Genomic DNA, 13341 nt, shown 5'->3' with positions numbered 1-13341 from the left:
CGTTATTCATTACCCTGTAGCCAAAGTTCTAGAATAACCATTATCCAGATTAACTCTCCATAATAGCCGGAATGAATATTTTGATGCGCTTTTAATGCCTCATCTATAAAGGATGCTTTGACAATATTACGTGTTTTAAACTGATTTAAGGTTGTTAAGGTTAGTTCTTTCAGTGTTTTATCTTCCTTCATCCAAACACCAAAAGGCAGGCCAAAACCATGTTTACTTTTGCTTAGGGTTGCGTCAGCCAAAAACCCTTTGCAGGCTTTTTTGTAGAAATCGCGCAACTTGTTGCCGGGAAGCTTGATATCTGCGGGTATACGACAGCTAAAATCAATTAGTGATTTACTTAAAAAAGGAAAATCCACGTCAACATCAGCCAGCTCGCACATTTTAGTTACTTTAACTAAATCATTATCTGCTAAGGTAAACTTCCAATCCAGATACAGCATCTGATCAACCGGGTGATGACTCGTACATTGGCTGAATCTTTCGCGCTTTTGCTGTAGTGGCTGTTCTTGATCAACCTGGGCTAAAAACGCCGCTGGGAACATATTTTCTGCCCCCAGTTGCTGAATAAAATTATAGTTTTCCAATCTGTCTGGCAAAGATACATCAGCTTGTTTGATGTAGCTGGCTACTTTTTTCACTACAGGAATTTTTTCTGCCACTGAATTAACAAAAGCGGTGCGTGGCAATATTTTTTGCCAGTCTGGAGCTTGATGAAAATGTTCAAAAATTTTCTGTTTTGCATAACGTTCATTGCCTGCGAACAACTCATCACCGCCGTCACCTGCAAGCAAATGGTTAACGCCATGTTGTTTGGCAAACTTTGCACAAAAATATGCAGCCATGGCAGAAGAGTTACCAAATGGTTCATCAAAATACTGGGCAACGTCAATAAATTCGGCGGATGCCATCTCTGGCGTCAGATACAGCGTTTTATGGTCAGTCTGGAAATGCTCAGCGGTAATATTGGCATAAGCGGTTTCGTCATATTCAGCGACTTTAAAACCAATAGAAAAGGTTTTTGCATTATCCTGAATTTTGGATAGTAGTCCGGATACCGTTGAGCTATCAAGACCGCCGCTTAAAAAGGCGCCACTGTCAGGTTTGGTCTGTTGTTCTACAATATGCTGTAGATTTTCCAGACACTGTTTTTCAGCAGCCTGATTATTTTCCAGACTTGTTGCGAATTCAGGGCTATAAAAATTCTCTGTATCGATCACACCGTTACTATCAATCGATAACGCATTACCCGGCGACAGTTTGAAACATTCCTCGTAAATAGTGTTGGGGGCAGGAATACAATGGCAATAGAAATAATTAAAGATAGCCTGCTTAGATAGGGTGCATTGAACAGCATCTTGCTGCTTAATTAATTTTAACGAATCGCTAATATAAAAGGTGTTGTGTTGAACAGTGTAAAAACAGCTTTGAATACCCATAACGTCATTAACCAGCAACGCTGTTTGCTTTGCATGGTCAATAATGAGCAGCCAGAACTTACCATCCAGATTGTTATACAGATCGGCAACCCGTTGCTGAAATCGAGTCAGCAATTCTTCTGCAAAACAATCTTTTCCATTTAATTTGGGACTACCACCACAGACTATTGTTACTTGATCACCAGTACTGTAAGTAAAGGGCTGGTGAGTCACTATCCGGCACTTGAGAGTTGGAGATACAACTAATTCAATATTGTTTAATTTGGTTACAGAGGAAGTTGAATTCATTTTGCTCACTAAACACATCCATGATTAGCGCTATTGTTGCGAAATCAAACAGTACTAGCAATGATTAAATGAAAAGCCTGCATCGCTATTTTTATGCAGGTGTAATATATTGCTGGATTCAGGGATGTCGAAATAGAGTTAGCACTATGTATTTTAGATTGTTTTCTTTGTACCTCATATTTTGTGTTTTTTCTCCCGCTATCATGGCTCAGCAGGCAGGTGTGTGTCGCAAAATTAGCTACGGTGCAAACCAGTATGGTCCAATTGATTATTTTGATTCAGCCAATTACGCGTTAGGTGCAGGGGGAAGGGAAAAAGAAAATAATGTCACCATAGTGACTAATTATCACTTTACCCCGGACATTAAAAACCTCATCAAAGGAAGAACCAGTCACCATCTTTCTAAAGATTTAGATTATACCCTGCGTGCCATTCCCAATAATGTTGTTGCATTGGATACAGCCTCACGCTTCCAGAAAAAAAGACAAGATTCGGTAACATACGCAAAAGATCAAAAACCATTACCCTATTTTGTTGATTGCTATTTTAAACGGGCGATCGATATTTTTGGCCCCAAACAACCACAACTATGGATGGTCTGGGCAATTCATAAACATAGAAACGGACTGTACCAGGATGCATTAAAGTACTATCAGTTAGCTGTAACCAACGGTTTAAAAAGCGCCGAGCTGGATTACAACATGGGACTAACTTATTTTAAATTAGGAAGCTATGAAGAGGCGCGTGTCAAAGCAAAATCTGCTTACCAGCAAGGTTACCAGTTGCCAGGGTTGAAGATTTTGCTTGAAGATGCAGGGTACCCAATCGAATAAAAGACTTATTTGCCCGTTAAACTTTGGAACACGACTTTAAATGGGGTAAACAGCAGATAGAAAATACTGCTGGGAGTCATTTTCAGAATATCGATAAAATAACCGCGGTTGATGGGTTTTCTTCTCAGTATCCTGTGCAGAATATCCCGGGCGAAAGCTTCCTGCAGACTACCAATTTTCCTGCGATTCTTTTTATGTAACTCTTTGCTTATGGAATAAAACTTTTCCGTTGAAACCCAAACAAACAATTCATTACGAATACGTCTTAGGGAATGTTCGGTACCCCAGCCTGACCCCTGATAAATATTGATGCCTTCTCCATTTTCACATCCAACATCGGTTGAAAATGCGTACTGGGCACCCAACTCTCCCATGTCCATCCAAAAGAAAAAATCCTGACCATTAAAAAACTCTTCTCTAAAGCGAAGATTTGCATATTTTTTAAAGTCATATACCACAGTTGAGGTCTGTATAACGCCACCTCCATCACTCAAAATATGTTCAATTGGTGTCATTCCCAATTCGTAAACATTGTCGAGATTAGGGACTTTTACATGCTCAGAAGGTGTTAGTGTTTTAATTCTTTCAAAATTGGTCGAATCGGGGAAATTATATGACCACCAATCTGAAAAATAGGCATCGTAACCCTGCTGCAGCGTTCTAACCGCATTTTCTAAGTGGTGAGGTTTCCACGAGTCATCGGAATCGATAAAAGCGACAAAGTCGGTTCCTTCTGGCACTGAGTCTAGCGCTTTGTTTCTTGCCGCTCCGGCACCACCATTAGGCTGTTTGATCAGTGTTATTTTATCTGTCGGAAATTCATCTGTGCTTTCCAGTTCGCTGGCGGCAGATCGCGGTGAACTGTCATCCACAATTACTACATGAATATTGTCGGCGTATGTTTGGGCAAATACCGAACGCAGGCAAGTTACCAGCAGTCCTTCCTTCTTTTGAAAATAAGGGATAACGACGGCGATCAAAAGTTGGTCTGCTGAGCTGTTATTCATAATGTCCTTCAATTAGTTGATCCATGTCTGGATTTTTTCCATTTTGCTGATTGTATTACAGCTTTAATATCCTGTGACAGAGGATGTTTAGTTAAGTTAATCATAATAAGCCAGGCGATACTAAATACTATGCATTTTAAACCGAAAAATATAACAGGATTAAACTCGAGCCCACTACTAAAAAAATTAATAGCCGCTACTAAAGTAAAAGGGATAAGAGTTATATAAAAACTTGGCATAAATGACTTTACTAAATTATCAAAGCTTAGATTTATAATTTTACTCAAATGATAGTTATATAGTAATAAAGCTATGGACCATGTCACAGCCCAAGTAGCTGCAATCCAATAAATATTAAAAAATGATGCAATCACAATTCCAATAACATGTATTGGTGCAATAGTTAAAGTAATAATCAAACGTTGTTTTATATGGCCTGTTGCAACCAATATATTGGGTGCAAGAGTCGAAATGCTGCATATCAATTGACAAGCAGCTAAAATAGAAGCAATTGGTCCAGCCGCTATCCATTGCTCACCAAATAAAATAAAAATGATATTTTTTGCTTCCAAAGTAACAAAGGCGAAAAATGGCCATGCTAAAACTGTAAAATAGGATATTGCCTTACAGTAATCGTTTAGTAATTGATTGGGTGATTGATGAAACGATTTGGCGAAAGAGGGAGCTAAAACTCTGATTACAGCTGAAGTGATGTTTGTCCAAAACATATTCACTAATCCAAGTGCGCGGCTAAATAATCCTAATTGATGGAATCCAAATTGGTAACTAATAATTAATTCGTGAACATTGTTCATTGCCACTTCTATCGTTCTGGATAAGCTGAATGTGGCTCCAAACTTCCATACTAAATGAATGTTTTTAAAGTTTGGGAATAAAAAAAACTCCTTTGATCTAAAGACTGTAACCATAATTGTCTGCACAACTATGCTTGCCAAGGAGGCCCAGGCTAAACTTAAATAAGAGAAATCTAAAAGCGCCAATGTAACTGATGTAATTGCATAAATAAGGGTTGTAAGCAGTTGCACAATGAAAATGTTTTTGAATTGCATATTACGATTGAGCAAAGCATAACTTGGAGAAGCGAATGGAAGAACGATAAAAGTCAAAGCTTGAATTGATATGATTTCTGAAACTCCGGGTTGATTGTAAAATGAGGCTATATTTTCCTTTAGAGTGTAAATTAACAAGGCTATTGGCCAAGCCATTAAAAATGTTAGTGCATAAGCTCCAGTTACCTTATCTTTAGTTAATTCTTTTTCACGAATTAAGTACTCACTTACTCCAAAATCTCGAAATATCGTTAACATAGCCGTTAATGCAGCGCACAAGGAAAAAATTCCGATTTCTTCGGGCGATAACAATCTAGCTAATACCATTGAGCTTATTAAGGATATTATTTGATTAATGTAACGCTCTGAGAATGACCAAATTAGAGACTTTTTTATAGAATTCATACCATTACAGTCTCATCTTAATACTGAAACAATTTTCGTCTAATTTTTCGTATCAGTGCTTGTGACCGTGAGTACACTTTTTCTCTAGTTGAAAAGGTGTAACCCAGTGCTTTTGCTTGTATATCGTGTTTTACGTCGATTCGTTCAATTCTATTAATAATTGTCAGTAGCTTAGTTGCATTTGACTCCCAATTAAAATTTTGATGAGCGTTCTCAATCGAAAAGTCAGAAAATTCTTGTATTTTATGAAAGTTGGTAACCATAAATTGCATTGCATTTTTAAGGTCAGTAATACTGCAAATACTCTCAGGCCAATAATAGCCATCAGGTCTTGCAACATATTTTTCAACATCAACAAGTAGTCCATTTCTTTTATGAGAAACAAATTCATTCATAGGTGCGCAGTTAGTAGTTATAACCGGTAAGCCCATTGCTAAAGATTCACATATTGTTAGTCCAATTCCATCTAATTTGGATGGATAAACATATATGTTTCCTAAATAATATAATCCTGGTGGAGGTACTGATTTTTCGATAAAGGAAATATTAGGATTTGATTTGACTAAGTGTTCAATTTCTGAGTAATAACTTAACGGCACTTGAGAATGTATAATAAGTTCAGCTTTATCTTCTAGTTGATTAAAAGCTTTCACTAATAAATCTGTTCCTTTTCTATACCTTATTCCCCCCATACCTGCAGAATGGAAAAACTTAGGAGTCTTAAAGTTGTCTACTCTATGTGGATTCTGGAATTTCTCTATATCTGTTCCCCAAGGAATATATATAGCTCCAGGATGCCAATTGAAAACACTGAAGTGCCTTTTTGTGTTGCAGATTAGTCCATCATATAAACTAAAGAACGGCACTGTCTCTTGAGTGTAATAATCTATGTAGGCTACTGTTTTTATGTTGAGTTTTTTTGCGTCAACAATAATTTCCCAATCCTTTTGCTCATTAAATATAACCAAGTCTATGTTATTTTCAATTATCCACTTTTTGAATTCATTCCAGTTAACTCGAGTCTCGCTTTCTTTATAAATTTTCCCCCAAAGAACCGGATATGTTTGCCAGTGAGCCGATGTTTTATCGTATTTTTCTCCTCCTCTGGCGAAAATAAAAATACTATTTTCTTTTGATAAAATGTCAGCATATTGTTTAGATACAAATGCGGCACCGCGATCAAACCATGTAGTGACAATACCTATATTCAAGATCAACTCCCTTTAAATTTTTCATGCATGTATCGAAATCATTACCTTGACTAGTTAACAGTTTATATTCAGTCTTAGTTTTAAATTGAAATAACTTTATTGTATCTTTTGCTGTGTCTTTTGTAAGTAGAAATACTCATGTCTTATTGATCTCATTTCATTTTCCGCCTATATCCGCCAGTAGTGGCTACTTGCGGATTTTAAAGTTTGCTAAATATTTACCCGATTATCAGGTTCGTCCTGTGGTGCTGACAATTAACCCCGATGCGTATGAGCATGTTGATGCGGCAAATGAGGCATTGATTAAGCAGCTTCAGCAGGATATTCCCATCGTACGGACAAAAGGGTGGGATGCACGTAAGTTGTTGTCTTACAAAGGTAAGTATTTTTCTGCCTGCGCGATACCCGATCCCTGGGCGAGTTGGATACCGGGTACGATCATTAAGGCGGTACGGCTTGTTAAACGTTACTCGATACAATGTATTTGGGCAACTTACCCCATTGTGTCGTCGTTGGTGGTTGGTTATATGGCTTCCAGAATCACGCATAAACCATTGCTGGTTGATTTACGTGATCCCGTCTGGGAAGAGGAAACCTGGGATAATTCATTAAAACTTAAAATCGTGCGCTGGATTGAAAAGAAAGTGTTGTCGCATGCTGCGACCATCATCTTCACATCACCCGGCACCATTGAAAAATATCAGCGGCGGTATCCGGAAAATCTGCACCATAAGTTCCATTTAATTGAAAATGGTTTTGATGAAGATGATTTTAGTGATCTGCCTGTATTGGAGAAAGACAAGCGTAAGGTGTTCCTGCATAGCGGATTATTACCTGTATACGAGCGCAATCCGCAGTATTTTTTTGAGGCTTTATCACAACTTAAGCAACAGGGTTTGATTAGTGCTGATGATGTTTTGTTTCGATTCAGGGCAACGGGCAGTGACCAACAATATCAACAGCAAATTTTAAGGCTGAACCTTGAGGATCTGGTTGAAATTGTTGAACGCAAAGATTACCGCTACGCACTGGCGGAAATGCAAAGCGCAGATGTGCTGATGATTTTTCAGCACCGTACCTGTGACTGGCAGATCCCCGCCAAGTTATTTGAGTATTTTCGTGTGGCTAAACCGATTTTGTTACTGGCCGGAAAAAGCAGTGATACGGCCTCGATAACTCAGCAGTCGGGTCGTATCTTTGCGCGTGCAGAAATTGATGATGTCGAACAAATAAAACAAGCAATACTGGCTATGCTGAAAGAGCAGCCATTATCCATACAAAATGATTTATCTCGTTATTCACGTCGGGAAGGGGCCAAAAAACTCGCCAAATTGTTTAACTCAATCTGATGAGGGTTTGGTTATTTGTCGTCCGTCCGGAGTGGTTTCCTGAGTACTGGTTTGTGTGTTGGCAAATAAACTGGCGCGGTTAACCTGGACCACTACAATGATAGCCAGAATTGCCCACACCAGGTCAAAATAAGCCCGGCTAACATTGGCTCCATTGATACAAAAGCCAATAATCGACAAGCTTAACGCGCTGCTTAGATGTACACCCCACAGGTGCCCGTTCTGCTTGGCTAATTTTAGTGTGGCTTTGTTAATACTCAGTGCCCGGTAAAAAATTAACAAAAATATACCTAGTCCAATAAAACCGTGATCCCCTAAAACCTGCATGTAGATATTATGTGCCGCCAGGGAGTGCTGCGTATCTGGTATTGGAGGCGTATCAATTGGCGGAAAGTCGGGAGTGGCGGGAGCATAATAACTCCATATAGACGGGTCTATTACTGCTCTGAACCCACCACCGGTAAATGGGTGATCTAATGCGATCATGGTCGAAATTTTCCACGCCCAGAGCCGCCCTATAAAAGAACTGTCCTGAGTTGCCGCCGTTTCCACTGTAGACTGACGGGCTTTCCAATCGGAAGGGGCTAGTGCGTAAAATACCGGAATTAAACACATTGCCAGAAGCGCGATTTTAAATTTGCTTTTTGACTTCCACCAAAATGCTGCACCTATGATCAATAACCCAACAAATCCTGCGCGGGAGTATGTGCCGACAACGGCAATTATGTTGAGTATTAACAGGCCCCAGAGCCCTTTTTTCAAATTGGCATGTTTACAGGTTTGGGCAAGGTAAATAATTAACGGAATACACATGTTAATGGCAACAACAAGGTCGTTCCTGTCCTGAATTTGCCCTGCAACTCCCACGATGCGGTAACTGCCACCAGAAACCAGAAACTTAAATGCCCCCGATGCTGCAAAACTGGAAATGGATAATACAATGGCCCAGATAAAGGTATCGATATGCAGGCGTTTTTGAATCGTTAACAATACAAACAAAAATAACATTAACACTTTAACGAACTCGAACCAGTGGCCCCATACCTGACTCGGATAAATCGTAATGTTGTTGTAGGACGATATCAGCGTCCAGAAACCAAATAAAAAGGTTAACAGGCCCAGTGAGCCGCCTTTAAGACTTTTGTTTTTCTGCGAGAAGATATACGCCAGTACTGTGACCAATACTATGGTCAGGTTCATCCTGAATTGGGTCGAAAAACCAAATGCCCAGTCAGTTGGGGCGGTAAGTGCAATCCAAACCCACGCGCATACCCCGATATATGGCCGCTTGAACGCATAATATATCGAGAAAAAAAGCATAAAGACTAAAGCCAGGTCGCGCATTAGTCTTGTTCCTTATTTACGGCGTAGCGAAACAAATAACACAGACAAATAATATCTGCTGCAAGATAAAGACTATCGATCATGGTTGCTGAGCCCCAATATTAATTGCCTGTTTATAGGTTTGGTAAAGGCAATGGCTGGTTTCATCCCAGCTAAATTGTTCTGCATATTCCCGCACGCCCTCCCGACTGGGATAGCTTTTCTGAAGTGTTGCTACTGCAGTTGCAATACTACTGGCAGTTCTTTTTTGTATTAACAACCCAGCCTTGTCTGACGCAACAACTTCCGGCGTACCCCAGATTGCGGTTGCGATTACCGGTGTTCCGCACGCCATGGCCTCAAGCAACACATTTGCCCATCCCTCACGGCTGGAAGCTAATACGAGTGCATCTGCGGCCCCGTAATATTCTACGAGCTCATCCTGGGTTAATAAGCCTAAAAAACGCACTCTGTCCTGTAAATTTAGTTCTTTCACTTGTTGTTTAAGCGATGCTTCCAGTGGGCCGTGTCCGGCAATTAGTAGTTCTGCCTCTGGAATGTTGCACATTGCATCGATAATTAAATGATGGCCTTTTAACTCAATAAGATTACCAACAGATAGCAGCGTGAACCGACTAAGTTGCAATTGTTGTCGCAGTAACTGCCTGTTTTCAGGCGGACTAAATTTAATCAGGTTTACACCATTGCGTGCTACCACAGGTGTGACTTGCTGATTAACCAGTATTGCCATTTCATCTGCTAAGGCCTTACAAACGGCTAAGGCGACTGTGCAGTGCTTAATTGCCCATTTAATCATCCGATTTGGAATAGAGTAGTTGGGTAACAAATGTATATCACTGCCTCGGGCAGTGACTGTTACCGGGCGTTTTAATTTTTTTGCCAGCCAGGTTGCGGCCACGCCATCCGGATAAAAATAGTGACAATCAATGAGATCAAAATTAAATACATTTCGTTGTAGTTTTTTCAGAAATGGCAACAGGCACAACGCCATTAAAACAGGAGCGATATTCATACCAATTTTGGGAATGGTTAAATATCTTGGGTGGTAAACATCAATACCGTTTCGGGTTTCCTTTTGTGGAACCCTTGCCATGGCAGCATATCCACCCATACCTTTATGAGTAAAAGGAAACCAGGGGACAGGGGCCACAACGGTAATATCCAATTGAGGAAAATGCTGTTTTAACTGATTTATCCGGTGTTCGATAAATATACCGTGACGCGGTTGCTCACTATTTGGATACAAAGACGTTAATACAAGAATTTTCATTCCGATTTGCCGCTTTTACTCAATCGCGTATAAATTGCCCGATAGTTGGCAACTGAGTTTTGCCAGTTGCGTATTTGTTCAACAAAGTGGCGGCCATTAGTGATGACTTGTGGCCAATGCTGTGACTGGCATAGGATGTCGGCGGCTTTATCTGCTAAAGCATCGACATTATCTGCTTTAAACAACCAGCCGGTTTTTCCATCCTCGATTAATTCTTTGTGACCACCTACGTCAGAAGCCAGTACCAATTTACCCTGGGCCATGGCTTCCAGCGGTTTTAAAGGCGTCACCAGTTCGGTCAGGCGCATGGATTTGCGTGGATAAACCAGTAAATCCACCAGACTGTAATAGTCACCAACCTGTTCGTGCGGAATACGGCCGGGCATAATGACATCGTCCTGCAAACCCAAAGCGTTTATTTGTTGTTGCAGTTTTTGCTGCTGCACACCGCCGCCAACCAGTAAAAGGACAGCATTGGGGATTTTTTGTTTTAGTTTAGGCAGGGCGGCAACTAATAAATCGAGCCCCTCATAACCATAAAATGAGCCCAAAAATCCCAGAACGGTTTTGTTCTCGATCCCTAATTGCTGTGCGAGTTGCTTGTTTTTGTGTTCGATTAAATTGAACTGCTCAATATTTACCGCATTGGGGATAACTGTGATTTTGGATTCTGCTACCCCACGTCCCACCAGATCTGCGCGCAAGCCCTCACATATGGTGGTGACATGATTTGCATGTTTAATCACGTAATTTTCCAAAGCGCGTGTCAGCCTGTAACGTAAATCACCTTCTTTACAGGTGCCGTGATCAACCGCTGCATCTTCCCAAAAGGCCCTAATTTCGTAGACCACCGGTAAGTTACGGGCTCTGGCGGCTTTAAGCGCGGCTAACCCATTTAAAGCCGGTGAATGGGCATGAATAATGTCTGGTTTCTCTGCATTAATGGCATCAATGATGCGCTTAGCTAAAGGCTCAACCAGTGCTAGTTGATTAAGGCCCGGAATTTTGGCAAGCAATCCTGTGGCTGGCGCCGAGCGATAAAAGGCTAAGCCGTCTACTTGGTCAATTGATTCACTGGTATTGCCCTGTTTCGGGCTCGTGACCTGAATGGTTTGCCAACCGCGGGCATGTTGTTGTTTTAAAATGGAGCGGGTTCGAAAGGTGTATCCGCTATGTAATGGGATGCTGTGATCTAAAACATGCAGGATTTTCATGCTGCCGCCCTGGATTGACGTAAAAAGGCTTCAAACATCATTAATGTCCACAAAGGTGCACTGTTGTCACGCAAGCCTTTCACATGATCATTGATTAAGCGGTTAAGCTGCTTTTGGTCAAAATAACCTGATTCAAGCATTTGTTTAGACAACAAACCATCATATAAGCGTTGTTTCAGTGGACCGCGGAACCAGTCTGCAAGCGGTACAGCAAACCCCATTTTTTTGCGGTATAGCACATCATGTGGCAGGTGTGGCTCCAGCGCTTTTTTAAAGGAAAATTTGCCGATGCCTTTGTGCAGATTATGGTTGGAAGGCGTATTAAATGCCCATTCAATAAATTTATGATCCAGCAGGGGAACCCGTACTTCCAGCGAATGTGCCATAGATGCGCGATCCACTTTGGTCAGAATGTCACCCACCAGATAGGTTTTCATATCGATGTACTGGGCAATTTTTAACGGGTCGAGATGTTTTACTTTGTCACCGTAACGACGGAAAACTTCCAGACTGTTGTATCCGTTCAGGTTGTTGTAGTAATCATCAGAAAATAATTTTTTACGTTCATCGGCACGTAACAGACTCATTGAGTTGTGGTAGCCCTGTACTGTATCCATTGCCATTGACTGGAAGGTTGTTTTGGCGCGCATAAAACGTGGCGCCCAGTCCATTTTGGGATACAAAGCACCTAGTGGGCCAAATAATGGTTTGCGCAAAGCGAGCGGCAGCATATTGCGAAATCTTTCCTCCTGCATATGCAAACCGTAGCGACGGTAACCTGCAAACAGTTCGTCACCCCCATCACCGCTTAGCGCAACGGTGACGTGTTTACGCGCCAGTTCGCATACCCGGTAAGTTGGCATCGCAGAGCTGTCTGCGTATGGTTCGTCGTATAAAAATGCCAGTTTATCAATCAGATCAAAGTCGTCCTGCCCAACGGTTTCGACCCGATGATTAGTGTGGTAACGCTCGGCAACCATTTGTGCAAATTCAGTTTCATTGAAGGCCTTAACATCAAAACCAATCGCACAGGTATTGACCGGATCTGATTGCAGTTGTGACATCAACGCCACCACGCCGCTGGAATCAACCCCACCAGATAAAAAAGCGCCTAGTGGCACATCTGCAACCATGCGAATATCGACGGCTTCTTTAAACCGTTCAATCAGTTGTGCCTGTACTTCAGATTCGTCCATGGCCGGACTGTGCACAGGTATATCCCAGTATTCTTCAGTTTGAGGAATGGCTTTCATGCCACGTTTGATTAACACACGGTGGCCGGGCGGAAGTTTAAAACTGTTCTGATAAACCGTGTGCGGTTCTGGTACGTAACCAAAGGTGAAGTAGTCTTCGACCGTGGTATTGCGCATGGTGCGATCAAATAAAGGGTGTTGTGTCAGCACTTTCAGTTCTGAACCGAATAGTAATTCACCATTAGGTAACAAAGAATAGAAAAACGGTTTAATACCTAAACGGTCACGGGCAATAAATAGACTTTGTTGTTTTTTGTCCCAGATTGCGAAGGCAAACATGCCGCGAAGATGATGTACACAATCCTCACCCCATTCCAACCAGGCGTTGAGAATGGTTTCTGTATCGCCATCGGTATTAAATTTATAGCCTTTGGCGCTAAGCTCCTCGTGCAGCGCTTTAAAGTTATATATTTCACCATTGAACACGATAACTGCCTGACCACAGGCACTTTGCATGGGCTGAGGACTGCCTTCAAGATCGATAATGGATAAACGACGGTGTGCCAGTGCAACACCTGCGTCAAAATAATAGTCTCCAGCATCGGGACCGCGGTGATATTGCACATCATTCATTTGCTGAATAATATTTTTATCCAGTTGTCCTGAATCTGTTAAATGAAAAATACCAGCGATACCGCACATGTTCCTT

The 13341-nt window shown here is 41.3% G+C and carries 10 protein-coding genes; 2 read left to right on the top strand and 8 right to left on the bottom strand.

The window, feature by feature from the left end; translation table 11 throughout:
* Positions 1–2: 2 nt before the first annotated feature.
* Complete coding sequence (locus H8B19_RS07765) at positions 3–1736, bottom strand: asparagine synthetase B family protein (protein WP_186506410.1); 1734 nt, start codon at positions 1734–1736, stop codon at positions 3–5.
* 221 nt (positions 1737–1957) lie between these two features.
* Between H8B19_RS07765 and H8B19_RS07760 the strand changes: the two genes are divergently transcribed.
* Positions 1958–2569 carry a tetratricopeptide repeat protein gene (locus H8B19_RS07760; protein WP_186506241.1) on the top strand — a complete coding sequence of 204 codons (612 nt, stop codon included), beginning with the start codon at positions 1958–1960 and terminating at the stop codon, positions 2567–2569.
* A 5-nt stretch (positions 2570–2574) separates the two neighbouring features.
* On the opposite strand, the gene H8B19_RS07755 is transcribed toward H8B19_RS07760, so the two are convergent.
* Genes H8B19_RS07755 through H8B19_RS07745 form a run of 3 tightly spaced genes read right to left on the bottom strand, consistent with a single transcriptional unit; the run spans position 2575 to position 6262 of the window.
* Entirely contained in the window at positions 2575–3576 is a 1002-nt protein-coding gene (locus H8B19_RS07755) for a glycosyltransferase family 2 protein (RefSeq protein ID WP_186506240.1), read from the bottom strand.
* 8 nt (positions 3577–3584) lie between these two features.
* On the bottom strand, positions 3585–5051 hold the full coding sequence (locus H8B19_RS07750; protein WP_186506239.1) for a lipopolysaccharide biosynthesis protein: 1467 nt from the start codon (positions 5049–5051) through the stop codon (positions 3585–3587).
* A gap of 17 nt (positions 5052–5068) precedes the next feature.
* Positions 5069–6262, bottom strand: coding sequence for a glycosyltransferase family 4 protein (locus H8B19_RS07745; RefSeq protein WP_186506238.1), 1194 nt, complete (start codon positions 6260–6262; stop codon positions 5069–5071).
* Positions 6263–6453: 191 nt separating this feature from the next.
* Here H8B19_RS07745 and H8B19_RS07740 point away from each other — a divergent pair, with 191 nt between their 5' ends.
* Positions 6454–7611: a glycosyltransferase family protein gene (locus H8B19_RS07740; RefSeq protein WP_186506237.1), complete on the top strand. Its 1158-nt coding sequence runs from the start codon at positions 6454–6456 to the stop codon at positions 7609–7611.
* Here H8B19_RS07740 and H8B19_RS07735 read toward each other — a convergent pair.
* The 4 genes from H8B19_RS07735 to H8B19_RS07720 all read right to left on the bottom strand — a co-directional run bounded on the left by H8B19_RS07735 (position 7603) and on the right by H8B19_RS07720 (position 13334).
* The gene (locus H8B19_RS07735; RefSeq protein ID WP_186506236.1) at positions 7603–8955 is read right to left on the bottom strand and encodes a putative O-glycosylation ligase, exosortase A system-associated; all 1353 of its coding nucleotides are present in this window, start codon (positions 8953–8955) and stop codon (positions 7603–7605) included. The two genes, H8B19_RS07740 and H8B19_RS07735, sit on opposite strands and share 9 nt — an antisense overlap.
* Positions 8956–9034: 79 nt before the next feature.
* The gene (locus H8B19_RS07730; protein ID WP_186506235.1) at positions 9035–10225 is read right to left on the bottom strand and encodes a glycosyltransferase family 4 protein; all 1191 of its coding nucleotides are present in this window, start codon (positions 10223–10225) and stop codon (positions 9035–9037) included.
* Positions 10222–11439: a TIGR04063 family PEP-CTERM/XrtA system glycosyltransferase gene (locus tag H8B19_RS07725; RefSeq protein ID WP_186506234.1), complete on the bottom strand. Its 1218-nt coding sequence runs from the start codon at positions 11437–11439 to the stop codon at positions 10222–10224. The genes H8B19_RS07730 and H8B19_RS07725 overlap by 4 nt, the downstream gene beginning before the upstream one ends.
* A complete protein-coding gene (locus H8B19_RS07720; protein WP_186506233.1) occupies positions 11436–13334 on the bottom strand; it encodes an XrtA/PEP-CTERM system amidotransferase in 1899 nt (632 codons plus the stop codon). The genes H8B19_RS07725 and H8B19_RS07720 overlap by 4 nt, the downstream gene beginning before the upstream one ends.
* Positions 13335–13341 lie beyond the last annotated feature (7 nt).

The sequence above is a fragment of the Neptunicella marina genome (assembly GCF_014270035.1).
GTDB lineage: Bacteria > Pseudomonadota > Gammaproteobacteria > Enterobacterales > Alteromonadaceae > Neptunicella > Neptunicella marina.
Note: the sequence above shows the minus strand (reverse complement) of the source record. Positions and strands in the feature narration are given on the sequence as shown.